Source organism: Ulvibacterium sp. (assembly GCF_028285715.1).
GTDB lineage: Bacteria > Bacteroidota > Bacteroidia > Flavobacteriales > Flavobacteriaceae > Ulvibacterium.
Genome location: NZ_JANQOO010000007.1, coordinates 15,194 through 39,306 on the forward strand (window position 1 = coordinate 15,194; position 24,113 = coordinate 39,306).

22 protein-coding genes are annotated in these 24,113 nt (G+C 42.0%); 14 read left to right on the forward strand and 8 right to left on the reverse strand.

Annotated features, from left to right (window positions below; all coding sequences use genetic code 11):
* Window positions 1–6 precede the first annotated feature (6 nt).
* The 5 genes from Q0993_RS02375 to Q0993_RS02395 form a co-directional block, all read right to left on the reverse strand.
* Complete coding sequence (locus tag Q0993_RS02375; RefSeq protein ID WP_299529456.1) at window positions 7–972, reverse strand: hypothetical protein; 966 nt, start codon at window positions 970–972, stop codon at window positions 7–9.
* 133 nt (window positions 973–1,105) lie between these two features.
* Window positions 1,106–1,465 (reverse strand): metal transporter, encoded by a 360-nt coding sequence (locus tag Q0993_RS02380; protein ID WP_299529458.1) that lies wholly within the window; start codon window positions 1,463–1,465, stop codon window positions 1,106–1,108.
* Window positions 1,466–1,508: 43 nt separating this feature from the next.
* Window positions 1,509–3,794, reverse strand: coding sequence for a TonB-dependent receptor (locus Q0993_RS02385; RefSeq protein WP_299529460.1), 2,286 nt, complete (start codon window positions 3,792–3,794; stop codon window positions 1,509–1,511).
* A gap of 10 nt (window positions 3,795–3,804) precedes the next feature.
* Entirely contained in the window at window positions 3,805–4,527 is a 723-nt protein-coding gene (locus Q0993_RS02390) for a MauE/DoxX family redox-associated membrane protein (protein ID WP_299529462.1), read from the reverse strand.
* 128 nt (window positions 4,528–4,655) lie between these two features.
* Entirely contained in the window at window positions 4,656–5,072 is a 417-nt protein-coding gene (locus tag Q0993_RS02395; protein WP_299529464.1) for a hypothetical protein, read from the reverse strand.
* A 130-nt stretch (window positions 5,073–5,202) separates the two neighbouring features.
* Here Q0993_RS02395 and Q0993_RS02400 point away from each other — a divergent pair, with 130 nt between their 5' ends.
* The 7 genes from Q0993_RS02400 to rodA all read left to right on the forward strand — a co-directional run bounded on the left by Q0993_RS02400 (window position 5,203) and on the right by rodA (window position 12,918).
* Window positions 5,203–5,652, forward strand: coding sequence for a GAF domain-containing protein (locus tag Q0993_RS02400; RefSeq protein WP_299529467.1), 450 nt, complete (start codon window positions 5,203–5,205; stop codon window positions 5,650–5,652).
* A 92-nt stretch (window positions 5,653–5,744) separates the two neighbouring features.
* Entirely contained in the window at window positions 5,745–7,274 is a 1,530-nt protein-coding gene (purH, locus tag Q0993_RS02405) for a bifunctional phosphoribosylaminoimidazolecarboxamide formyltransferase/IMP cyclohydrolase (protein WP_299529469.1), read from the forward strand.
* A 66-nt stretch (window positions 7,275–7,340) separates the two neighbouring features.
* Window positions 7,341–8,369 carry a rod shape-determining protein gene (locus tag Q0993_RS02410; RefSeq protein WP_120710592.1) on the forward strand — a complete coding sequence of 343 codons (1,029 nt, stop codon included), beginning with the start codon at window positions 7,341–7,343 and terminating at the stop codon, window positions 8,367–8,369.
* A 90-nt stretch (window positions 8,370–8,459) separates the two neighbouring features.
* Window positions 8,460–9,281 (forward strand): rod shape-determining protein MreC, encoded by an 822-nt coding sequence (gene mreC, locus Q0993_RS02415; RefSeq protein WP_299529473.1) that lies wholly within the window; start codon window positions 8,460–8,462, stop codon window positions 9,279–9,281.
* The gene (locus Q0993_RS02420; RefSeq protein ID WP_299529475.1) at window positions 9,271–9,780 is read left to right on the forward strand and encodes a rod shape-determining protein MreD; all 510 of its coding nucleotides are present in this window, start codon (window positions 9,271–9,273) and stop codon (window positions 9,778–9,780) included. The genes mreC and Q0993_RS02420 overlap by 11 nt, the downstream gene beginning before the upstream one ends.
* Window positions 9,777–11,645, forward strand: coding sequence for a penicillin-binding protein 2 (mrdA, locus tag Q0993_RS02425; RefSeq protein WP_299529477.1), 1,869 nt, complete (start codon window positions 9,777–9,779; stop codon window positions 11,643–11,645). Before Q0993_RS02420 ends, mrdA begins: the two co-directional genes overlap by 4 nt.
* Window positions 11,635–12,918, forward strand: coding sequence for a rod shape-determining protein RodA (rodA, locus tag Q0993_RS02430; RefSeq protein ID WP_299529479.1), 1,284 nt, complete (start codon window positions 11,635–11,637; stop codon window positions 12,916–12,918). Before mrdA ends, rodA begins: the two co-directional genes overlap by 11 nt.
* 6 nt (window positions 12,919–12,924) lie before the next feature.
* Here rodA and Q0993_RS02435 read toward each other — a convergent pair whose 3' ends face one another.
* On the reverse strand, window positions 12,925–13,746 hold the full coding sequence (locus Q0993_RS02435) for a DNA/RNA non-specific endonuclease (protein WP_299529481.1): 822 nt from the start codon (window positions 13,744–13,746) through the stop codon (window positions 12,925–12,927).
* Between the two features lie 152 nt (window positions 13,747–13,898).
* Between Q0993_RS02435 and msrB the strand changes: the two genes are divergently transcribed.
* Together msrB and msrA are read left to right on the forward strand one after the other, a co-directional pair.
* Window positions 13,899–14,378 carry a peptide-methionine (R)-S-oxide reductase MsrB gene (msrB, locus tag Q0993_RS02440; protein ID WP_299529483.1) on the forward strand — a complete coding sequence of 160 codons (480 nt, stop codon included), beginning with the start codon at window positions 13,899–13,901 and terminating at the stop codon, window positions 14,376–14,378.
* A 40-nt stretch (window positions 14,379–14,418) separates the two neighbouring features.
* Window positions 14,419–14,973: a peptide-methionine (S)-S-oxide reductase MsrA gene (gene msrA, locus Q0993_RS02445; protein ID WP_299529485.1), complete on the forward strand. Its 555-nt coding sequence runs from the start codon at window positions 14,419–14,421 to the stop codon at window positions 14,971–14,973.
* A gap of 29 nt (window positions 14,974–15,002) precedes the next feature.
* On the opposite strand, the gene Q0993_RS02450 is transcribed toward msrA, so the two are convergent.
* Entirely contained in the window at window positions 15,003–16,469 is a 1,467-nt protein-coding gene (locus tag Q0993_RS02450) for a DASS family sodium-coupled anion symporter (RefSeq protein ID WP_299529487.1), read from the reverse strand.
* 180 nt (window positions 16,470–16,649) lie between these two features.
* Window positions 16,650–18,842: a carboxy terminal-processing peptidase gene (locus tag Q0993_RS02455; protein ID WP_299529489.1), complete on the reverse strand. Its 2,193-nt coding sequence runs from the start codon at window positions 18,840–18,842 to the stop codon at window positions 16,650–16,652.
* 196 nt (window positions 18,843–19,038) lie between these two features.
* Here Q0993_RS02455 and surE point away from each other — a divergent pair, with 196 nt between their 5' ends.
* The 5 genes from surE (at window position 19,039) to Q0993_RS02480 (ending at window position 24,098) form a co-directional block, all read left to right on the forward strand.
* Window positions 19,039–19,812 (forward strand): 5'/3'-nucleotidase SurE, encoded by a 774-nt coding sequence (gene surE / locus Q0993_RS02460; RefSeq protein ID WP_299529491.1) that lies wholly within the window; start codon window positions 19,039–19,041, stop codon window positions 19,810–19,812.
* 104 nt (window positions 19,813–19,916) lie between these two features.
* Window positions 19,917–20,201: a hypothetical protein gene (locus Q0993_RS02465; RefSeq protein WP_299529493.1), complete on the forward strand. Its 285-nt coding sequence runs from the start codon at window positions 19,917–19,919 to the stop codon at window positions 20,199–20,201.
* A 100-nt stretch (window positions 20,202–20,301) separates the two neighbouring features.
* Window positions 20,302–21,420: a lipid-A-disaccharide synthase gene (gene lpxB / locus Q0993_RS02470; RefSeq protein WP_299529495.1), complete on the forward strand. Its 1,119-nt coding sequence runs from the start codon at window positions 20,302–20,304 to the stop codon at window positions 21,418–21,420.
* Window positions 21,421–21,511: 91 nt separating this feature from the next.
* On the forward strand, window positions 21,512–22,060 hold the full coding sequence (locus Q0993_RS02475) for a C40 family peptidase (RefSeq protein ID WP_299529497.1): 549 nt from the start codon (window positions 21,512–21,514) through the stop codon (window positions 22,058–22,060).
* 1 nt (window position 22,061) lies between these two features.
* Window positions 22,062–24,098 carry a ComEC/Rec2 family competence protein gene (locus Q0993_RS02480; RefSeq protein WP_299529499.1) on the forward strand — a complete coding sequence of 679 codons (2,037 nt, stop codon included), beginning with the start codon at window positions 22,062–22,064 and terminating at the stop codon, window positions 24,096–24,098.
* Window positions 24,099–24,113 lie beyond the last annotated feature (15 nt).

Genomic DNA, 24,113 nt, shown 5'->3' on the forward strand with positions numbered 1-24,113 from the left:
AGCAAATTAGTTTAAAATGTTTAGCTCTTTCTTTTTCAGTAGAAATGAGATTCCAGCAGTGAACCGCAATGTGGGTGTAAGCTGTGTGCCGTCCACATAGCTATAAATGGGCAATTCCAATCTTGTAGTCAAGATAATACTAGGCGTAATTTGAGCTCCAAGTTCAGGCCTAATAAAAACCCATTCCCCTCCCGTATTAGGCAAATCGGAACCTTCAACCTTGTCCACGGAAGCATTTCGATATTTGAACACTACGCCTGGATTGAATATCGTGTTGAACAATAGAAATTGGTCGGTATATCCCAAATTGGCCTGTATCACGTTACCAAATTCGTAGGTAGAGGTATCGTTTAAATATGAATTGTTCTTACCCGTTAAACGATAGGTAAAGCTTCCCGAAACTGTGGCCGAAGGTCTAAAACTGAGCCCTTTGGATATAGACATCCATCCAATCATATCCCATGCCCCGCTCCCGGGTTGCAGGTCGGCAGTCAACTGAAATCCTTCCTCGGTAGTCAAATCAGATCTACCAAGAGGTGCCTTGGTACCCAGTCCTAGATTCAAGACGGTCTGTTCCCCAAGAATATCCGGAATAGCATATTTAGCTAGGAAAACCGCATCACCAATGCCCCTGGTCTCAGTAAAGTTCTCGTTCCCGAATTGTGTAATGGTCCGTGTCTGGTTCACCCATGTAAACAGTACTTCTACGGAAATCCTATCCGTAAAGGCGTAGCCCAAATTCGCCAAAACCGAATTGGTAATACGCAATCGGGAATCATCATCCAATTTGTCCTTACCGGCATTTAAGGTATTCAAATTGTTGTAGTCGTAGTTCAATCCAAGGATCCAGGCCCCTTTACCTTCATTGGGCAACCCTAGATTATTGGACAAAGGAACTCCCCCAGAGCAACAGGTTTGGGAAAAAAGTTGTTGCACCGATATAAAAATGGTGATAAAAAAAGCCTTCCGCACCAATATCAACCTTTTGTGGTATTCATTTTAGTGCGAAAAATATGGTATATCCTTACATTTACCTACCCTAAATTGGTCGGCAAGCCTTAAAATTTAACTTTTAAATGCGAGTTTTAGTTGTTTCACCCAAATTTCATTGATGCTTTTCGCTATCGTTGGTGTCGTCCTCACGATATCTACAGCAGGCATGTACACTGTTGTAAGCTTCCTCTGTGGCTTTGAGCTCTTGGGTATCATGACCCACCCCGACTATGGCCGTCTTTATTTTCATGGGATCTGTTTTGCGCTCATCAACAATCAATGATAATTGATGGGAAGGGATATCCCATAGGGCATATTTTACTCCTTTTACCGTAAGTGCCGCCTTCTCTATCCGCATTTTACACATTTCGCACCTACCATCAACTTCCATCGTCAATTTTTTGTTTTTTTCTTGGGCGAAAACTGTTACCGATATCAGCAATAAAAAGGTGAAAATCATTACTTTTTTCATATTTCAAATTTTTAAGGCCCGAACGATGTTCCGACCGAGATTATTATGGTTTAAGTCGAAAGCCTATGTAGAACATTCTTCCCATGATCGGTGCAAACACAATGGTGGTATCAAAATATGGGCCAAAGGGATCTTCCGAGCCTAGTACGGGATCGCTCTGTGTAAAATTAGTCAAATTCTCACCCCCTAAATAAATTTCGAACTTTCTTGAAAAGACTCTGGTCACCTGAGCATTCATTAGACTATAAGGTTCCGAAAACGCGTCTAACCGAAATGGCTCGGAATTAGCGGAGGTATCCGGAAGGCGCTGTTTACCCAATGTGTGCAATGTATAATCCAATCGCCATTGCGACCCATTTTCCTTAATCTCGGTCTGATAGCCCAAATTGGCGAAGAAACGATGCCTTGCCAATAGGGGTTTTTGTAACCTGCCCGAACGATAATCGACTTCCACCTCATAATATTTATACGCGGTACGAAGTTCCAAATTATTCATAATTTCATGGTTCAGTTCCAATTGTACGCTGTTGGCATAACTCTTGCCATCCAAGTTATAGAAAGACACTTCATCAGGATTTTCCCAATCCACCACCACTTGATTGCGGAAATCCGTTCTATAGAAATCCAAGGTTATGTTTCCAGGCCTGTCCAAAAAAGTAAAACCCTGAATGAAGCTAAGCCCATAGTTCCATGCGTCCTCAGGATCTAGTCCGTAAACTGGGCCTGTAGAGTCCAATAACTGAATCTGACGAGATGATGCGAACAACTGTTGGTTCTCCGCAAAAATGTTGGCCGCCCGTCTACCTCTTCCAAAAGACCCTCTTAGACTTGCTTTTTCCCAAGGTGTATATCGAATATGAAATCTAGGCGTAATAAAGGTCCCCAAACGATTATGATCGTCAATTCGCAAGCCTGCCGTTAGGCTCACTTTTTCCAGATTGTCATAGCTATATTCGAAAAATGCCCCTAACGATTGATCTATCCTTTCATATACCTGAACATTAACCAGTTCATCATAGGAATCATAAGCGAAGGTCAATCCTGTCTTGAACTTGTTCCTCGTATCCCCAAGGATGGAATTGAAAATAAGATTGGAATAGATGCTCTCATGGTCAATATCATACCGATTTAGCCCAAAATACGAGTTTTGTTTATGGATACTATAAGAGGCCTGAAACCCGAAACTTTGAAAGGGGAGTTCTGGAAACACATAACCCAGTTTTAGGGAGGAATCAAACCTTCGGGTATCGATTTCGCCGCCCCATGCTTCCGCTGCGCTTGGTGCAGGGCCCTCGACCTCCCCCAGGGAAGGATTATCGATGGTAAATCCATCGGCGTCAGGTCTGAAACGGGTCTCCCCTATTTGCTTTTCATCGTTCAAAAACCGAAAATTGACAAAACTTACCCAACCCTTTTCCGGATTCTGATATTGCCAACGGTTCATTACATTGATTTGGTTCATCAAAGGCGCATCCAAAAATCCGTCATTGTTCCGATCTTCCTTTTGATCTCTTCTATTCCCATGTACATAAAATCCCGTACTTAACCTATTGGTCAATTTTTGATTAAAATGCGTGTTGAGTTCCAAACGGCCATTCCTATTGGCATAACCATTTACAAAAAGAGCATTGTCCGTAAACGGTTTCACCATTTCCGTATTAATTTGCCCGGAAATGCTTTCATAGCCATTGACCACACTTCCGGCCCCTTTGGTAATCTGAATACTCTCTACCCATGTTCCCGGAATAAAGGTCAGACCATACGTCTGCGAAGCCCCGCGTATCATTGGAATGTTCTCCTGGGTAATTAACAAATAGGGACTTGTTAATCCGAGCATTTGAATTTGTTTGGTACCGGTAAGGGCATCATTGAAATTAACATCAATGGCCGGATTTGTCTCAAAACTTTCTGAAAGGTTACAACAGGCCGCCTTTAGCAATTCGGCGCTATTTACCGTGACTACGTTTTGTGCACTGAAATAGGTCTTTTGAACCGCCTCGCGTTGTTTTTCTATCACCACTTCATCCAATGCGTTTGCCGGTCTTAGGGTATGATGGAGTATCTGGGGCGAATTTATCGTAAGTGTATCCGATATAAATCCTAAATAGCTAATAATCAACATATTATATTCCCCAGAATAGGGTAAACTAAAATGACCTTCTGCATCTGTAACCGTTCCAATTTGGGAATTCAGCCAATAGACATTGGCCCCCGGTAGCCCAGCATGTTCATCCTTCGAATTTCCTTCCATAACCATACCCTCTACGCTATCCTGGGAAAGGGAAATCATGGGAATTGCCAAAATGGCAAGTATCACATATATTTTCATCTTTCCTCTTCTAAAGAATTTGGGTCAACATAACCATCGCCATAACCAACATAATGGCATTTTCAATAAACGTAGCCTCGGTCATCGGTAGCTTAAGGGCAGTACCCAGACAGGCACATTGGATACTTTTTTTGTCCAGCAACGTTCTGACCACACCTATGGTCGTAATACCCAATAGTACGATGGTTGCAATCAGTGCAGTGGTCAAGGCATACCGCATCAAAAACATCAGTCCAAGTACCAACTCCATAAAGGGATAAACCCAACCATAAAGAGGTATTGCCTTGGCCAGTGGATCATACATGCGAAAGCTCTCGGGAAAACCCTTCAAATCCAACAACTTGAAAAAACTGAATACGATGTAGAAGAGACCCATAAAATCCAACATGGCCGATGGGATATCAGCTTCCTTATAATTGAGCAAAAAGGCCGCTACAAAAAGATATAAAAAGATGAGAAACAATGGTCTTAACTGCTGCAGTTTGGTTTTTTCCTCAATTCCCATTGTATCCATTACAGCTGTATGGGCCTCCAGTTCTGAGATGCCATATTTGGCCGGTAGGGCAGATTTTAATGTATGTAAAGAAATAGGACTGGCCAAAGAAATCTCTGCCTCCGATTTTTCCAAATTCACATCAACTTGTATAACGCCCTTGACTTGGGATAGTTTTTCCGCAACGGAAGCTGAGCAGCCGCTACAGGTCATTCCAGAAATACGATATATACGCTTCATTTATTTTTAGATTTATTGTCATTTCCCGGAAAAGGGAAATCTTTTTAATACGATTCGAAACTCATCCTCCATACAAAAAATGGGGACGGAACAGACATATTTTTGCCTACTTGGGAATGACGAATAAATCAAATGAGGAAAACCTGATCAAGAACATGGATGTCCTTAAATAAAAGGGGGGGAGGATAGTGCTCATGGGGTACCGGTCGTTCCTTTTGAGCTTGGAACAGGGCCAAATAGGCATAGGTAAAAGCAGTCAAAAAAGGTTGCGGTACAAGAACACCATCGTAAGAGGAAAAAGTTAAACGGTCTTGCCCTTCCACAACGATAAGTTGGTCGCTACAACAAGAATCCTCGGTTTCCATTTGCGAAGTATCGTTGGCAGAAGCCTTCATATCCATACCACAATCCTGGGCATGGGCAAAAAACGACACATCTACCAAACGGTCCATGCAATAATGCTTCCCGACCGTCCATGATGTTGTGGAAGCGAGTACCAGCAAAGCCATTACCGTGGAAAACCCTTTGAAAATTATCGTTTTCATACCTACAAAAATACGAATTATTACATTCTCTGTCTTATCAACGCCTTATGTTAACGAATATTTATGGCATTGGCATTTTGTTAGTTTTAGGTAAAACCTCGACTTTTGACAATACAAATTGAAAAATTCCATGTTAGATTCGTTAAGGGAAAAAGTAGTCCTGATCATTAAACAGAGGCCCAATGTAACCCCATGTCTTCAAGAAATCTGTGAGCTTTTAAAAAAAGAAGTCCCCTACTATGATTGGGTAGGCTTCTATTTTAGGAATGGAGAAAAGGAGGAATTGAAGTTGGGGCCCTATGCCGGAGAGCCCACAGATCATGTCATTATCCCCTTCGGTAAGGGAATTTGTGGACAAGTAGCCCTGAGCAATCAAAATTTTGTGGTTCCCGACGTTACGGCCCAAGATAATTACATTGCCTGCAGCCTTACCGTAAAGGCGGAAATTGTGGTCCCCTTGTTCGTAAACGGTGAAAACGTGGGTCAAATCGACATAGATTCCAACACCCCTAATCCCTTTACTCAAGACGACGAACGTTTCCTGGAATTTGTTACTGCCGAGGTCGCCAAGATTCTTTAAAACTTTACTGGTTTTGTTGATAACTGGCCTCTTTTTTACATTCAAAAAAATTATTTTTGTGGGTTTAAACCATAGCCCACAACACTATACAAATGAGCAATGTAAAAAAAGCCACTTCGGCCTTGATATCCGTATTCCACAAAGAGGGACTTGAACCAATTGTAAGAAAATTTCAGGAATTAGGCATCACCATCTATTCCACTGGGGGTACGGAAAAATTCATTAAGGAATTGGGCATTGAAGTTGTCCCGGTAGAGGAGGTCACCAGCTATCCTTCCATTTTGGGAGGAAGGGTAAAGACCCTACACCCAAAGGTATTTGGTGGAATTTTGAACCGTCAGGATAATGAAGGTGATGTAGCCCAATTGGAAGAATACGAAATTCCACAATTGGACATTGTTATTGTTGACCTATATCCCTTTGAAAAAACCGTGGCAAGCGGGGCACCCGAACAGGACATCATCGAAAAAATAGATATCGGGGGGATTTCCTTAATCCGTGCTGCGGCCAAAAATTACAAGGATGTTCTTTGCGTATCGTCCATGGAGGATTATAACGAGTTTTTGGAGTTGATTAGCTCGGGTAACGGAAGTACCTCGTTGGAAGATCGCAAGCACTTTGCCACCAAAGCCTTCAACGTTTCGTCCCATTATGATACGGCTATCTTCAATTATTTCAATCAGCAAGAAATGGCCGTTTTAAAAATTAGTGAACCCAGGGGAAAAACCCTTCGCTATGGCGAAAACCCCCATCAAAAAGGATTTTTCTTTGGCGATTTTGAAGCTATGTTCACCAAATTGCACGGTAAGGAACTTTCCTATAACAATCTTTTGGACGTGGACGCCGCGGTTAATCTCATGAGCGAATTTCGTAAGGATGGCCCCACCTTTGCCATCTTAAAGCACAATAATGCCTGCGGTCTGGCGACTAGGGATTCCATTCATCAAGCTTATATGGATGCATTGGCCGGGGACCCTGTCTCGGCGTTTGGTGGAATTTTAATCAGTAATGTAGCAATTGATAAACCTACCGCCGAAGAAATACATCAATTGTTTTGTGAGGTAGTAATAGCTCCCAGTTATTCCGACGATGCCATGAATATATTAAAAGGGAAGAAAAACCGGATAATTCTAATACAAAATGAAACGGATTTACCAAATACCTTGGTGAGGACCTGTTTGAATGGAATTTTGGTACAGGATAAGGATCATAAAACCGATACCCTGATAGACTTAAAATATGTAACCAAAAAAGAACCTTCAAAACGTGAATTGGAAGACCTCATCTTTGCTTCCAAATTATGCAAGCATACAAAGTCCAACACTATTGTTTTGGCAAAAAACAAACAATTATGCGCCAGCGGGACAGGGCAGACCTCTCGTGTAGATGCTTTGAATCAAGCAATCCACAAGGCCAAAAACTTTAATTTTAATCTTGATGGCGCGGTGATGGCCAGCGATGCTTTCTTTCCCTTTCCGGATTGCGTGGAAATTGCAAATAAAAGTGGTATTACCAGCGTTATACAGCCAGGAGGATCTATTAAAGATCAGTTGAGCATAGATTATTGTAATGAAAATGATATGGCTATGGTAATGACGGGCACACGTCATTTCAAACATTAATTTTGTTACTTTTGTCGATGAAATGCTCCCCCAGCCAAACTTGTAACGTAACCAAACTAAAATAATATGGGATTTTTTGATTTCTTGACGGAGGAAATTGCCATAGACCTGGGTACTGCGAATACGCTCATTATCCATGCGGACAAGGTTGTGGTAGATAGTCCCTCTATCGTTGCCAGAGATCGTATTTCCGGTAAAATTATCGCCGTGGGCAAGGAGGCCAATATGATGCAGGGCAAGACCCATGAAAATATAAAGACCATACGGCCTTTAAAAGACGGGGTTATAGCGGACTTTGACGCTTCCGAGAAGATGATCAATATGTTCATAAAGAACATCCCGGCACTGAAAAAGAAATGGTTCCCTCCCGCCCTTCGAATGGTTATTTGTATCCCTTCCGGGATTACAGAGGTTGAAATGCGGGCCGTAAAAGAGTCCGCCGAACGTGTAAACGGTAAGGAAGTGTACCTAATCCATGAGCCCATGGCTGCGGCCATTGGTATTGGCTTGGACATTATGCAGCCCAAAGGGAACATGATCGTGGATATCGGGGGAGGAACTACCGAAATTGCAGTAATTGCCCTTGGCGGAATTGTTTGTGACAAATCGGTCAAAATCGCTGGTGATGTTTTTACCAACGATATCATTTATTACATGCGTACCCAGCATAATTTATACGTTGGTGAAAGTACGGCGGAAAATATAAAGATTGAAATCGGTTCCGCTACGGAGGATCTCCAGACCCCACCTGACGAAAAATCCGTGCAAGGTCGGGATTTGTTGACCGGTAAACCCAAGCAGGTTCAGATTTCATATCGCGAGATTGCCAAGGCCCTTGATAAGTCTATTCTTAGGGTAGAGGATGCGGTAATGGAGACCTTGTCCCAAACACCCCCTGAACTAGCCGCGGATATCTATAATACGGGCATCTATTTGGCCGGAGGTGGGTCCATGCTTAGAGGGTTGGACAGAAGACTTTCCCAGAAAACGGATTTACCCGTCTACATTGCGGAAGACCCGTTAAGGGCCGTAGTAAGAGGAACTGGAATTGCATTGAAGAACTTGGAACGCTACAAAAGCATTCTTATCAAATAAAGTTAGCTATAAGAGGGCTTACCTAGTATTTTGGGCATTTCTATTTTCTTTCAAAACTATTTTCTGATATCTTAGAAAATTATCAAGTGAATGCAGCAGATAATCAACTTCATTGTACGGAATAAAAATTTTCTGCTCTATTTTCTACTATTGATTATTTCATTGGCATTTACGGTACAGTCGCATACCTATCACCAGTCCCGATTCTTTAATTCGTCCAATTGGATAACTGGAAATATCTACGAGACTTCGCATGGCATTTCCTCCTATTTTGGATTGACCCAGGAAAACAAACGATTGGTGGAAGAAAACAAAATGTTGCGGGATTTATTGTTCAATAAAAAAATAGGTTCCCCTATGGAGCTGGATTCCGCAAATATTAGGTATACCATTGTTTCGGGACAGGTAATCAAAAACAGCTATTCGGACCCAAGAAACTACATCACCATAAATAAAGGTAAAAAGGACAGTGTACAAGCTGATATGGGTGTCATTACGGCTAAAGGCATCTTAGGCATCGTGGAAAACGTGTCCAATAAATTTGCAACGGTCCAAAGCATTTTAAACGAGAACTCTAACATTAACGCCAAAATCAAAAATACGGATCATTTTGGCTCTTTGGTCTGGGACACCAAACAATACAGCACGGTACAATTGGTAGACATCCCGAGGCTAGTTCCCCTTACCATTGGAGATACTATCGTGACCGGGGCAATGAGCAGTATTTTTCCCGAGAATATTCCAATAGGGACCATAAAGAAGTTTAATCTGGATACTTCCAACAGTTTTTACCATATAGATGTTGCGTTGTTCAATGATATGACCAATATCAAAAACGTATACGTTGTACAAAACATCGATAGACCCGAAATACTGGAGTTGGAATCCAATACCGCTACAAATGATCAGTAGTTCCTATTTTATAAATGTGGTTCGTTTTACGTTACTGGTCCTTGTACAGGTATTGGTATTCAACCGGCTAAATTTCTTTGGGTTCATCAATCCTATGGTCTACATTTTATTTTTGTATTGGTATCCGATAAAGGAAAACCGTGCGGTATTTATTGGCCTTAGCTTTTTACTAGGGTTTTGTATCGATTTTTTTTCGGACACTATGGCCATACATGCGGCTTCAACCGTTACTATTGCCTATCTAAGGCCTGCAATTATGCGCTTCGTATTTGGAGTCAATTATGAATTTCAGAGCTTTAGGTTAGGAAATGCCCCCAAGGCACAACAAATAGCGTTTTTGGCGTTATTAATTATAGTACACCATATGGTTTTCTTTGCACTGGAAATCTTCAGTTTGGCCAATATCCTGTTGATTCTAAAAAAGGTGCTTGCCATAGGGTTGTCTACTTTGGTTTTGTGTTTGTTGTTCAGTTCACTTTTTAGCGTTAGGAAAGAATGAGAAAGATTCTGCTATCATCCATTATTGTACTAATTGGAATAACCTTTATTGGAAGACTTTCCTATTTGCAGATATTTAGCTTTTCTCCAGATCAGGTACTGGAGGATCCAGCCATAAAGCGAATCTATGACTATCCGGAAAGAGGATATATCTATGATCGCAACGGCAAATTGTTGGTCGGTAACGATCCCGCATATGATGTGATGGTCATTCCTCGTGAAGTAAAACCCTTGGATACTTTGGAGTTCTGTAATCTCTTGGGTATTGACAAGGAGAAGTTTAAGAAAGAGTTGCGGAAAGCGCGTATTTACTCACCAAGATTACCTTCCGTATTGGTCCCTCAGCTTTCCAAGGAAGACTATGCCCGCTTACAGGAAAAAATGCGTCGGTATCAAGGGTTTTATATTCAAAAGCGTTCCCTGCGTTATTATGACACACCTAGTGCTGCGAGTGTCCTGGGCTATATTAGTGAGGTAAACGAAAGGGATTTGGCGGCAAACCCCTATTATATACAGGGAGAACTTACTGGACGTACCGGAGTGGAGAAACAGTATGAGGATGTCCTTAGGGGAAGAAAGGGGGTGCAATATATCCAGAAAGATCGCTTTAATCGCGATATCGGCCCCTACAAAGACGGTATTTTGGACACGCTTCCAGAGCAAGGAAAGGAAGTACACATAACACTGGACAAGGAACTTCAAGAATATGGGGAACGTTTAATGCAAGGCAAAAGAGGTGGTGTTGTTGCCATTGAACCCGCTTCCGGAGAGATTCTCTCCTTAATTTCTGGCCCTACCTATAATCCTTCGCTTTTGGTAGGCCGGGAACGCTCAAAAAACTATAACAAGCTCTACAACGATAGCATCCCGAAACCTTTGTTCAATAGAGCTGTTTTGGCCGAACAATCCCCTGGATCTCCATTTAAAATCTTAAATGCCCTGGTCGCCCTGCAAGAAGGTGTTATTTCTCCAAGCACCACGGTTACTTGCTACAACGGTTTTTTTGTGGGAGGCAGAAAAAGAGGTTGTCATTGCGGAGGTGGTACCCGGAATATGAACAGCGGTATTTACAAATCCTGCAATGCCTATTTCGCCCATACTTTTCGAAGGATATATGATAAGTTCGATACCACGGACGAAGGTATGGACGTTTGGGAAAAACACATAAAAAGTTTTGGATTGGGGGGATATTTAGGCTATGACCTGCCTACGGGTAGACGTGGTCTCATCCCATCAAAAAAGTTTTATGACAAGTGGTACGGGGACAACCGCTGGGCATCATCTACAATTATTTCTCTTTCGATTGGACAGGGTGAAGTATTGGTTACTCCCATACAATTGGCCAATATGACCGCCGCCATTGCCAATAGAGGGCATTATTATACCCCGCATGTCCTTAAGAAAATTGAAGGCGAGGACATTAGCGATCCCAAATACACCGAACCTAAACTCACCACCATTGATCGCAAACATTTTGAACCTATAATCCAGGGGATGGCCGATGTTTATAAAAAGGGTACGGCCCGTTGGGTGCAGATTCCGGACATAGAGATTGCCGGAAAGACAGGCACAGTAGAAAATTTCACTATCATAGACAGTGTTAAGACACAATTAACCGATCATTCGGTTTTCGTTGCCTTTGCTCCAGTGGACAATCCCAAAATAGCGATTTCGGTCTACATTGAAAATGGCTATTATGGATCACGTTATGCAGGACACATTGCTTCCCTGATGATAGAAAAATACTTAAAGGGGGTAATTACACGAAAAGATCTCGAAAAAAGGATGTTGGAAAAAACCTTGGAGCATGAGTATGCCAAACCCTTTAGCGGTGAGGAGTTCAAGATAAACGAATATGTCTGGTAGAAGTGTTCTAAAACGAATCGACTGGCTTACTGTTTTCATCTACATGGCATTGGTGCTCATAGGCTGGGTAAATATTTATTCCAGCACATTCACGGAAGCAGAGCCATCCATTTTTAATTTTAGCACCTTACACGGAAAACAACTTTTCTTTATAGGAGCAAGCTTAGTTTCCATAGTAATTATTTTGGCTATGGAAACTAGTTTTTATGAGCGTTTCTCCAGTGTCTTCTATATAGTCTCCTTAATTTTGCTTTTGGGTCTTTTCATATTCGGAAAGACTATTGCAGGAGCTACCTCCTGGTATAACCTGGGGTTTTTTAACCTACAGCCCTCCGAACTTGCCAAAGTGGCAACGGCATTGGCACTGGCCAAGTATTTAAGTGATATACAAACCGATATTAAAAGGGGCAAAGATCAATTGTATGCCTTCTTGATTATTCTTGTGCCGGTAATTCTAATTATACCCCAACCGGACCCGGGAAGTGCATTGGTATTCTTTTCCTTGGTCTTCGTCATTTTTAGGGAGGGGTTGCCCTTGTACTATTTGGGCATTGGATTTTTGGTCGTTTTGGTCTTTGTAACTACCCTCATGTTCGGCACGGTATGGGTGAGCATAGTTACCGTACTACTGATATTGCTTTTCTTCTTACTTAAAAAGAAGAAAAGTAGAATCCCCATTTTGCCACTTGTTTCAATGGCCATAGTTGCTTTGTTATTTTCATTTTCCGTGAATTTTGTTTTCAACAACGTCTTTGAACAACGCCATAGGGATAGGTTTAGCCTCTGGCTTCGTTTGGAAAAAGATCCGAATAAATTGGAACAGATCCGGAAGACTATTGGCTACAATTCCTATCAATCCGAAAAGGCCATCGAATCTGGAGGGTTCTTTGGAAAGGGATTTTTAGAAGGTACGCGTACCAAGGGCGATTTTGTTCCGGAGCAACATACGGATTATATCTTTAGTACAGTCGGTGAGGAATGGGGCTTTGTAGGAACCACCACCGTTGTAATTCTCTTTACCCTATTATTTTTGCGCCTGGTTTTTTTAGCGGAACGCCAAAAAAGCGATTTCAGTCGTATGTATGGTTATGGAGTAATCTCCATCCTTTTGATCCATTACTTTATTAATGTAGGAATGGTTATCGGGGTATTGCCTACCATAGGTATTCCCCTACCCTTCTTTAGCTATGGGGGTTCTGGGCTCTTGTTCTTTACCGCCCTACTGTTCATCTTCCTAAAGTTGGATACCAATAGGTTGAAGGAGGAATTCTGACTTTACCTAAAACTTCCAATCCTTTAGTTTAACTTCCTTTTCCAATCTCTCTTCCTTATTGTCTTCAAGATGCTGGAAAAAATCAATTTGGGTCCTCTGCTCTATCTCATCGATCGATACGACAAATTTCTCAAGGGGTGCATTGGTCTCCTCCGCGGACATCAAAAAGGCAATTACCTTTAAGTTTTCTGCGTCGCTCCTAGCCACAATCTTGTAATACGCCTTGGGAACATCAACATCTTCCTCACCTATTTCCATAAGTCCATCTTCTAGCACGCCCCCAGTTGCTACAAATACCTCTCCATATCTTTTTGACCATTGGCGCACCTGCATTTCCAATCGGTTCCATATACCTGCATTAAAATCCCGATCCTGCGGACTGATATTACTCGTGTAAAATGTTTCATTGTACGCTTGTTCTGAGAACCTACGATCTCCGGCCGGGCATAGATGGCCTCGATCATAGCCAGAGCCCCGGTAATTACGCCAATCAGCGGATTTAGTCTTTATTTTGGGATCCTCTATAAAATAGGGCCGTTTCCTATCATCTTGGGTTAGGTGTTCCTTCTTTAGGATATAAGCAACCCACTCCGCCTGTTCAAAAGGTTCATTATAGGATAGCAGAAAGTGATTGTGATCTACAAGAACACCTGTAGTGGAGCTAGGAAGATAGATACTTGGAATTGTGGTCCTGAGCCCCTCTCCTTCTTTGGTAGAATAAGAGGCAGGAGTATAAAAATTTTCAAAAACCCAAAAACCGATGATACAGCCCAAAATTAGAACGGTATATAGCTTGCTATCCTTACTCCGGGAATTAGTACGAAACATACGTCAAATTTAACGTGATTCCATGACTTTCCAATAGTACTGTGGCTGTAAGTATTCTTTTAAAAAATCGACTAAGACAATTTATTTCTTCAGTAGGTTATATGTAACTTGTATTGAAGTTTTTAAGATACTTTTTAAATAATAAATATAAAATGCTTAGCTGGAAAGATATCATACATTTTAGTACAAAAGGAAATCCGAAACCGGACCGAAGGGTCGAAAAAACAGAATCCGAATGGCGCGAACTACTTAGCCCGGAGCAGTTTAGAATTACCAGAAAAAAAGGGACTGAGGCCCCGCATACCGGAGCACTGTGCAGTATTTATGAAGCTGGGAAGTATAACTGTATATGCTGCGGTACACCACTTTTTGACTCCACCATAAAGTTCAATTCGGGTACAGGCTGGCCCAGTTTTACCCAGCCCATTAAGGAAAATGCAATTAAGTACGAAAAGGATTCCTCTTTTGGGATGATCCGTGTAGAAGTAATGTGCAATACCTGCGATGCCCATCTGGGACATGTTTTCCCGGACGGACCGAAACCTAGTGGATTGCGGTATTGTATCAATTCCGAATCTATGCAGTTGCAGAAACAGGACAGTGATTCGAAAATGGAAAAAATAGAGGATTAATTCAGTTGGCAATTGATAAAATTAAAGTTGAATTGAAAATATGAATACAATGAATTTAGGATTGGCCACTGTTGGCGGTGGCTGTTTTTGGTGTGTAGAGGCCGTTTTTCGGCAAGTAAAAGGTGTAGAAAAAGTGGTGTCGGGTTATAGTGGCGGCAATGCCCCGGGCAAGCCTACTTATCGCGAGGTATGCTCGGGAAAGACCGGACATGCCGAAGTGGTGCAAATCCATTTTGATGAGAATCAGGTTTCGTATACGGATATCCTTACCATTTTTATGACCAGTCATGACCCGACAACCTTAAATCGCCAAGGGGCAGATGTTGGGACACAATACCGATCTGTTATCTATTACCACAATGCGGAACAAAAAGTAATTGCCGAGGCCGTAATTAAAAATGTAGCTCCGTATTTTAACGAACCCATTGTTACGGAAATCAGTCCATTGGACATCTTTTACGAAGCAGAGGAATACCATCAGGATTATTATGCCAATAATTCCTCACAAGGCTATTGTAGTGCCGTGATTACACCTAAATTGGCAAAACTCCGCAAAATGCACGCGGACAAACTAAAGGATGTTTCCGTATCGTAATCAACCCAAGAGGAGCAACGGTTTTCTGGCTAGGACATAAACCAGGTCAGGCAGTACACCCACAGTATGATAAGCAGAGGGCCCAAAATTCCGGCCACCGAACCGTTGAGCCTAAAGTCTGCCTGGGTCAGCTTGCCTGTACTAAAGGCAATGGCGTTTGGTGGGGTAGATACAGGAAGAAACAAGGCACAGGAAGCACTTAGACCAATGACCAGGGGTAGCACCATGGGATCGGATACCGACCATATACTAGCGATAGGAATTAGAATGGTGGCTGTTGCCGTATTGCTCATGATATTTGAAAACAGCACGGTAATAAAGGCGAATACAAGTACCAATACCCAAAAACCCAATTCCACATTTTCCATTTTTCCAACAAAATATTCGCCCAAGCCCGTTTGTTGAATGGAGAGACCAAGGGAGAGCCCTCCGGCTACCAGCATTAGGGTATCCCAAGGAATTGTCCTTACATCATCCCCGGTGGTAATACTTAACATAGTAAAAACCAAGATGGGCAATCCGGACACCATTGCTGGGGAAATACCATGAATGTTCCCAGTTAACCAAAGAAAAATGGTCAATAGCATTACCCCGAGCACGATGCGTCTCTGCGACTTGCGTTCCTCAATCCGCATCAACTCATCGGCATTAGGTTTTTCTTTCGGCTTAAGAAAATCCATGTTCAATTCCGTCAAAGCGGATTTGTAGACATGGGTCAAAATGTACCATAATATAAATACCAATAACAAAGAAACCGGAACACCGAACAACATCCATTCCAAAAACCCCACTTTAAAAGGCAGCCCTTTCATTGTATTAATAGCGTCCACGGCAATGGCATTGGGGGGAGAACCGATTACCGTACCCATACCCCCAATTGCCGCAGCGGCCGGAATTCCCAATAGGAGGGCTTTAACAAAAGGCTCTTTGGTATCCAAGGTATTCAGTAAGGGGGCAATGGAAACGATCATCATGGCCGTAGTAGCGGTATTGGACATAACCATAGAAGCCAAGGCCGTTGCCAGCATTATGCTCAAAAGAACATTGTTGGGCCTTTTGCCGAACCGTACTACCGAAAGTTTAAATACCTCAACGTCCAGACCGGTTTTTTCCATGGCCAATGCCAAAAAGAAACCCCCAAGTATAAGCCATATAACACTATCGCTCCAGGTATTGATAAACTGTCCATATTCAATGAAATTAGGGGAGTCCGGACTGTTTATAGCCGGATTTCCCAAGGTAAACACTAAAAATCCAATGATAAAAAGGCCTACGGCAAAGGGTGGTATGGCCTCGGTAACCCAAAGACCTACCGAAAAGAACAAAAGGAACAATACATAGTACTGCGGTTGGGTAAACGTAGCATCACGCAGTAGAAAAACGCCGCCCAGAGCCGCCAAAATACATAGCAAAAAGGATATAATATGTTGCTGATTATCTACTTTGCGTTGCATCTTCCGCATAAAGCGGGTCGATGCCCTTCTGGAGTCCGCCATGACAAGTGGTATAAGTATGCAAAGATAAAGTAGCTGTTGGAATAATGCTATTTATGGAATCACACTATTTAATAAAAAACGGCAGCGAAATTTAGCCTGAGGTAATCGGAAGGATACATCTCAAAAAAAAGCCCTAACCGCAAAGGTTAAGGCTTCTAGTATCTTGATAACATAGATAATTTAATCCTTTACGGCCAGCTTGCCCTGCTTTAGATTATTGATTTTTAAATCTTGTAGTACATTTACTGCCTCTTCCACATAAACGTCCTTGGCCAAATTCTTATGCCAGCGATCTCTCTTTTCGCGCAAAACGGAATCTTGTGTAAAGAGCTCCTTTTCATATTTTAAAGAGGCAAAAGTGAGATGGGAGTCATAATCAGAGATGGTTTTGAAATAATCGCTTTTTTCCTTATCCTTTTCTTCTTCTTCCTTGTATACATCGTATTTAAGGGAAACGACCGTTTCATCTTGTTGTTTCTTCAGCCACTGGGCATTTTCCTCGATCATCTTAATTTGGGCATTTTCGGCCATTCGCTTGTTACTATTGGCAATGGTTTGCTCATAATCTATATAACCGTCCCATACCTCATAATCGGCAGGGGATATTTTATCCCATTTTAAAGGGTTGGATTGATCTCTTTCCCCAAGATCGATATAACTGTATTTGTCCGGAACCACCACATCGCTCTTAACACCTTCCAATTGTGTAGACCCACCATTGATTCTATAGAATTTTTGTGTGGTCAATTTTATAGCTCCCAGATCACCGTGTTCATTGCTGCGTACAATATTGTCCAACGGGATGACATTCTGTACGGTACCTTTGCCAAAGGTTTGTTTGCTACCGATGACCACGGCTCTTTTGTAATCCTGCATCGCGGCCGCCAAAATTTCCGAAGCTGAAGCGGAAAGTTCATTTACTAGGATTACCAATGGTCCGTCCCATTGAATCCTTTCATCTTTATCATCGTATACATCCTTTCCCTTTCCACTAGACCGTACCTGTACAATGGGGCCATCCTTTATGAACAGACCAGCCATTTCTACAACGGTCTTTAAAGACCCCCCTCCATTATCACGAAGATCCAATATTAATCCCTCCACACCTTCTTCCTTAAGGCGCTCTACTTCCTTGGCAACATCACTTGCAGCATTACGTTCACTGTAATCATTGAAATCCACATAGAATTTAGGAAGGTTGATAAGTCCGTATTTTTGATTGTCCTTTATAATATTGACGGATTTGGCATAGGACTCTTCCAATTCTACCACATCCCGAGTAAGGGAAACTATTTCAACGGAGCCGTCCACCTTCCGTACAGTAAGATCCACAACAGTACCCTGAGGTCCTTTTATCAGTTTAATGGCATCGTCCAAACGCATGCCCACAATATTTATGGGTTCCTCTCCATTTTGGCCTACTTTAATAATCTCATCACCAACATCCAAACGTTGGTCCCGCCATACGGGGCCACCTGAGATAATCTCCACAATTTTGGCTCCTTCGGGTTTTTTCTGAAGACGCGCTCCTATACCTTCAAACTTACCGGACATACTCATGTCAAACTTATCCTTGTCGTCCGGGGCAAAGTAATAGGTATGTGGGTCAAATTCATCCACAATAGTATTGATGTACTGTACAAACCAGTCCTTGCGCTCCAAGTCATTTACAAAATCAAAGAACTCGTCCAAAGTTTTTCGGGTAGATTCCCTAGCGGCCACTTCTACTTCGACAATTGTTAAAGGCTTATCCGTTGAAGCACTTTCATACCCTTTATCCATGGGAGGTTTTGCGTCCACCATGGCAATATCACCCCCTGACGGTCCACCGCTCTTTATATTGGAATTGATGTCTAACTTGGCATCATATGTTCCCAAAGTAGCATATTTCAATTGCTTTCTCCAACGTTCCTTCAGTTCCGATTTGGAAGAAGCAAAAGGTACTTCGTCATAATTGATGTTTATCGTCTCTTTCTTGGTATAATCGAAAGGCTCAGCCAATACTTCCTTGTACAGTTCCTTGGCATCTTCCATACGCTTCATCAACCGGTCATACACCAAATTGAAAAAACTGATGTCGGTATTTTTGATTTGATCATCGATTTGAAACTTGTATTGCTCAAATTCCAGGATATCTTCTTCCAAGAAATAGCGTTTCGTTGGGTCTATGATATCAATAAAATCCTCAAAAACACTTACCGAAAAGTCATCATCTATATCCTTAGGCTCATAATGCCCTTTTTCCAAAACGTAGGTAATAAGGTCCAACAACAATTTATCCTTATCATCATTTTCAAAAGACTTATTGGTAAAACTACAGGATGCCACGGCAATGAGTGTGAGCAGCAGGGCGTAGATAAAATTCTTTTTCATACTAGTTTTATATTTAGGACATCTATCCAATGGTAAAATCCATTCAATAGGGCCGTACGTACATACATATCTCCAATCCCCTAAGATACTGAAAAAACCATGCCAGTAGGTAATTCGAAAGCATTAATTTTTTGTTAATGGACATTTGGGACATATCTTTTTTTTAAACGTATTTTTACGGCATAAAGTATATTCTATGGCAAAACCTTTAATATTGGTTACCAATGATGATGGTATTACCGCGCCTGGATTGAGGGCATTGGTGCAGTATATGAAGGAATTGGGCGATGTGGTGGTGGTCGCTCCGGATAGTCCACAATCCGGCATGGGACATGCCATTACTTTGGACAATACGTTATATTCCCAAAAGGTACAGATCGATTTGGAAAGCGGGGCAATGGCGGAATATAGTTGTAGCGGAACCCCAGCGGACTGTGTGAAATTGGCACTACAGGAGCTTTTGGAACGAAAGCCCGATATTTGCGTAAGTGGTATAAACCATGGTTCCAACTCGTCCATTAATGTCATATATTCCGGTACAATGAGTGCTGCCATAGAGGCAGGTATCGAAGGGGTACCCGCCATTGGATTGTCCTTATGTGATTATTCTTGGGAAGCCAACTTTGCACCTTGTGGCCCCTTTGTTCAAAAAATAGTCCGGGAATCCTTGGAAAATGGCATTCCCAATGGTGTTGTGCTTAATGTTAATATTCCTAAAACGGAAGATAAGGGTATACATGGAATAAAGGTCTGCAGGCAGGCACGGGCCAATTGGAAGGAGAAATTTGATAAACGAACAAATCCAATGGGCAAGGATTATTATTGGCTCACTGGTGAATTTGAGCTTTTAGATCATGGCGAGGACACCGATGAATGGGCTTTAAGCCAAGGTTATATTTCCGTTGTGCCCACACAATTTGACTTGACTGCTTATCATGCCATTCAACAGTTGAACACTTGGGACTTATAATTTTTGGTGTAAAACGAAAGACTATATAAGACAACCGATACAAATGAATCAGGGCGCTAACATTGACCCGATAACTCGTTTTGGATATAAACAGATATATAAATATGGATGTTAAAAAAGAGCTTTTAATCGGCTTCGTGGTTGGCATTATTGCCAATACGCTGGGAACACTTTTGTATATTCTTTTATTTTCCGATTTGGGCATCATGGAAACTTTCTACGCAGCTCTGGAACAGGGCCATATCGGCAGTTTATTGGCTTTGGGGGCCATCCTAAACCTAATCGCCTTTTTTGGCTTTTTGAAAATCCGTAGGGATCAGCGTGCCAAAGGGGTCCTAATCGCCACGATTTTGACCGCCCTTATTATTTTGTATTATAAGGTGTTTTGAGGCAAACCCAGTTTTACAGCTGCCCTTTAAATTGTTCCCTCTACAAACTTATCTCCCCAAATTTTGGCATTTGAAGCTTGAATTTTGATCTTTACGAAGTATGAAGTACTACATTATAGCGGGTGAAGCCTCAGGAGACTTGCATGGGTCCAATCTTATCAAGGCCCTAAAAATAAAGGATAGCGGTTCCGAAATTAGGTGTTGGGGTGGTGACTTAATGCAACAGGCAGGTGGTAGTTTGGCCAAACATTACAAGGAAATGGCCTTTATGGGATTTTTGGAAGTAATAAAGAACCTTGGGACCATTGCCAAGAACATCAAATTCTGCAAAGAGGACATTCGACAATTTGCGCCCGATGTCATAATTTTTATTGATTTTTCTGGCTTTAACCTTCGCATTGCCAAATGGGCAAAATTGAATGGTTTTAAGACTGCATACTATATCTCTCCCCAGATATGGGCTTCCCGTGAGAATAGGATAAGGGACATTAAGCGCGATATCGATACCATGTACGTAATCCTTCCCTTTGAAAAGGAATTCTATGAAAAAAAACATGGTTACCCGGTCCATTTTGTGGGTCACCCTTTAATCGATGCCATAACCGTAAGACCCAAAATGGGGGAACGGGAGTTTAGGGAACAGAATCATCTCGATGCCAAAAAACCAATTATAGCCCTTCTTCCGGGAAGCCGAAAACAGGAGGTTCAAAAAATGCTTACTTTGATGCTCTCGGTAATACCCTCATTTCCGGCATACGAATTTGTCATAGCCGGGGCGCCCAGTCTAGAACGTAGTTTTTACCTACCATTTCTGAACAATTCCAATATTGGCTTCGTTTCCAACCGGACCTATGACCTGTTAAGCCATTCCTACGCCGCCCTGGTTACCAGTGGTACCGCTACCCTAGAAACCGCGCTTTTTAAAATCCCACAAGTGGTCTGTTACCGGGCCAACTGGTTTTCCTATCAAATTGCCAAACGAATCATTACATTGGATTACATTTCGTTGGTAAATCTTATCATGGGCAAGGAAGTTGTAAAAGAATTGATCCAAAGTGATCTGAACACCAAAAACCTAAAGTCGGAACTATCCAAAATCTTGGAAGGGCCTTTTAGAACTGCCCAATTTGAGGCTTATTTTGAGCTCGAAAAGAAATTAGGAGGCAAAGGGGCCAGTGAAAAAACTGCAGAATTGATTCTACGTGAACTAGAAGGTTAGCGATTAAAATCGTCCCTTTTTAAAATATTTCCTTAATTTTGATTTCCAAGTTCCCTCTATACTGCTATCGAGAGGGGTAATTCCTTGGTGTATGCGCGGCGTTTTTTCTATTTTCTTCTTAATTCTTGTTGCCAGTTGTGGCGTGGTCAAGAAAAAAACCACCTACGCCAAGACGCCCAAGGTTACCGTAGAGGCTTCGGAAAATTTAAGTGTTTCCGAAGAAAACACTGAGAAAAACATTGAAAAATCAGTTTTGTCCAAGGCGGATGAAATTATCAATACGGCTTTGACCTTTTCCGGGGTACGCTACAAATATGGTGGTACTACAAGAAAGGGAATGGACTGCTCCGGGCTTCTCTATGTAACCTTTGGCGAGCACAACATCAAACTACCCAGAACTTCCTATCATATGGCGGAGGAAGGCAAACGGATACGAATAGAACACGTAACCAAAGGCGACCTGCTCTTCTTTAGGACCTTGAGGCGGGGGAAACGCATAAATCATGTGGGATTGGTAGTCTCGGTTGAGGACGATGATATCAAATTTATACACGCTTCCTCTTCCCGTGGTGTTATTGTATCTTCTCTAAGGGAAGGGTATTGGAACTATGCCTTTATAAAAGCCACCCGCATTTTGTAAGATGCGACTACTCCAATTTGTCCCTATAAAACTTACCCTATTTCTTGTTTTTGGCATTTTGCTTGGAAATTCCATAGATTTTGGACTTCCTTTGGCGTCGGCCACAGCCCTTATACCCTTCTGTATAACCCTTTTTACGTATTTATTTTTTAACAAACGACGAAACAATTCCAATTTCTTTGGAATCATGGCCATGTTAACGACCATTGGGATCGGGGTATTGGCCGTTTCCTTTTCCGAGCCCAAAAATCGGCCTGACCACTACCTCAACACCAACTTTCAAGGCAATCATGCTTTCCATGTAAAGGTTAAGGAAGTTTTGAAACCTACTGCGTTTTCCAAGAGATATATTGTCTCGGTGCTCGCCTTGGATTCGTTACAAGTTTTAGGAAAAGTACAACTCGTCCTTCCGAATGATTCCATCCAACAAGGGCTACGGATAGATGATGAATTGTTAGTGGTCTCGCACTTTGAGTCCATCCATCCTCCCTTGAATCCGTATCAGTTCAACTACCAAAACTATATGCAGGGATTGGGCATTTACCATCAATTACAATTGTCCCGGGGTTCGTTTGTTCTTCTGGAAAATCCATCTAAAACCGTGTATGGAACGGCTGCCAAGTTAAGAAATAGCATTATTTCCAAATTACGGGAAAAGGATTTTGGAGCTGAGGAACTAAGCATTATCCAGGCCCTGTTATTGGGGCAACGAAACGATATTTCCGAATCCGTTTACACTAGCTATAAGAATGCGGGAGCCGTTCATATTTTAGCAGTTTCAGGATTGCATATCGGTATTCTTTTGTTACTACTGCAATATTTATTAAAGCCTATGGAACGATTCCCAAAGGGAAGGACGATCAAGTTAGTGGTAATGGTAGTATTGCTCTGGGGCTTTGCTTTTTTGGCCGGGCTATCGGCTTCAGTGGTCCGTGCGGTCACCATGTTTTCCTTTGTAGCCTATGCCTTATACCTTAACCGGCCTAGCAACACCTTTAATATCCTGGCACTGTCCATACTATTCATCCTTTTGGTGGTGGACCCGAAATTACTGTTTCAGGTAGGTTTTCAAATGAGCTATGCAGCCGTATTCGCCATCATTTGGGTCTATCCTTTGCTACAACGGTTGTGGTTTCCAAAAAATAGGCTGCTCCGTAAAGTTTGGCAATTGCTTTCCGTAAGTATTGCGGCACAATTGGGTGTACTGCCGATAAGCCTATTTTATTTTCATCAGTTTCCAGGGCTGTTCTTTGTTTCCAATCTATTGATAGTTCCCTTTTTAGGGTTAATTTTGGGCGGTGGAGTGGCCATTGTTTTTTTGGTTCTTCTAAATGTATTGCCAGATTTCATCGTAAGAATCTACGATAGTCTCATTGGATGGATGAATTCAATCATAGGATGGATTGCCCAACAGGAAGCTTTTATTTTTACCCATATTTCCTTTGATGGCGTACAGCTTTTCCTTTCCTATCTGATTATTATTAGTTTAGTTCTTGTCCTTCCCCGGCCCACTTTCAAAAGCATTTTTATCTTTTTTATAGGAGTTGTTTTATTTCAATCGTGGTTGTTTTATTCCATTTGGGAAAACCGTGATAAGGAAATACTTGTATTGGCACATCAGACCCGAAGCTCCATTCTTTTACACCAAACGGGAACACAGCTCAACATTATTTCCACCGATAGTTCGCGAACAACCCGGTTGGCCAACGATTACCGAATAGGAGCGCGTATTAAAAAATTGGAACACGGGCCAATGCGGAACAATTACATTTGGCAGGGACGGAAATTGTGGTTTCTGGATAGTTTAGGTATCTATCCTTCCGCTAGTCCCTCCCCGCAATATGTTGTGCTCACCCAATCCCCAAGAATCAATTTGGAGCGATTCATAGATTCGGTAAGGCCAAAGATGTTGATCGCTGATGGTAGCAACTATAGAAGTTACATTGCTAGATGGGAAGCTACTTGTAAGAAAAAGGAAATACCTTTTTTTTATACAGGAGAAAAAGGGGCGTATTATTTTGATCTCAATATAAAGTAGTGATCGTTATCTCCT

Coding starts and splice junctions, on each gene's coding strand:
- Q0993_RS02465 (WP_299529493.1), top strand. CDS start 19,917: ATGGATGTTAAAAAAGAGCTTTTAATCGGCTTCGTGGTTGGCATTATT.
- Q0993_RS02400 (WP_299529467.1), top strand. CDS start 5,203: ATGTTAGATTCGTTAAGGGAAAAAGTAGTCCTGATCATTAAACAGAGG.
- msrA (WP_299529485.1), top strand. CDS start 14,419: ATGAATACAATGAATTTAGGATTGGCCACTGTTGGCGGTGGCTGTTTT.
- Q0993_RS02475 (WP_299529497.1), top strand. CDS start 21,512: ATGCGCGGCGTTTTTTCTATTTTCTTCTTAATTCTTGTTGCCAGTTGT.
- Q0993_RS02380 (WP_299529458.1), bottom strand. CDS start 1,465: ATGAAAAAAGTAATGATTTTCACCTTTTTATTGCTGATATCGGTAACA.
- Q0993_RS02450 (WP_299529487.1), bottom strand. CDS start 16,469: ATGGCGGACTCCAGAAGGGCATCGACCCGCTTTATGCGGAAGATGCAA.
- mrdA (WP_299529477.1), top strand. CDS start 9,777: ATGAGAAAGATTCTGCTATCATCCATTATTGTACTAATTGGAATAACC.
- purH (WP_299529469.1), top strand. CDS start 5,745: ATGAGCAATGTAAAAAAAGCCACTTCGGCCTTGATATCCGTATTCCAC.
- lpxB (WP_299529495.1), top strand. CDS start 20,302: ATGAAGTACTACATTATAGCGGGTGAAGCCTCAGGAGACTTGCATGGG.
- mreC (WP_299529473.1), top strand. CDS start 8,460: ATGCAGCAGATAATCAACTTCATTGTACGGAATAAAAATTTTCTGCTC.
- Q0993_RS02420 (WP_299529475.1), top strand. CDS start 9,271: ATGATCAGTAGTTCCTATTTTATAAATGTGGTTCGTTTTACGTTACTG.
- Q0993_RS02390 (WP_299529462.1), bottom strand. CDS start 4,527: ATGAAGCGTATATATCGTATTTCTGGAATGACCTGTAGCGGCTGCTCA.
- Q0993_RS02455 (WP_299529489.1), bottom strand. CDS start 18,842: ATGAAAAAGAATTTTATCTACGCCCTGCTGCTCACACTCATTGCCGTG.
- Q0993_RS02480 (WP_299529499.1), top strand. CDS start 22,062: ATGCGACTACTCCAATTTGTCCCTATAAAACTTACCCTATTTCTTGTT.
- Q0993_RS02385 (WP_299529460.1), bottom strand. CDS start 3,794: ATGAAAATATATGTGATACTTGCCATTTTGGCAATTCCCATGATTTCC.
- Q0993_RS02395 (WP_299529464.1), bottom strand. CDS start 5,072: ATGAAAACGATAATTTTCAAAGGGTTTTCCACGGTAATGGCTTTGCTG.
- Q0993_RS02410 (WP_120710592.1), top strand. CDS start 7,341: ATGGGATTTTTTGATTTCTTGACGGAGGAAATTGCCATAGACCTGGGT.
- rodA (WP_299529479.1), top strand. CDS start 11,635: ATGTCTGGTAGAAGTGTTCTAAAACGAATCGACTGGCTTACTGTTTTC.
- Q0993_RS02435 (WP_299529481.1), bottom strand. CDS start 13,746: ATGTTTCGTACTAATTCCCGGAGTAAGGATAGCAAGCTATATACCGTT.
- surE (WP_299529491.1), top strand. CDS start 19,039: ATGGCAAAACCTTTAATATTGGTTACCAATGATGATGGTATTACCGCG.
- msrB (WP_299529483.1), top strand. CDS start 13,899: ATGCTTAGCTGGAAAGATATCATACATTTTAGTACAAAAGGAAATCCG.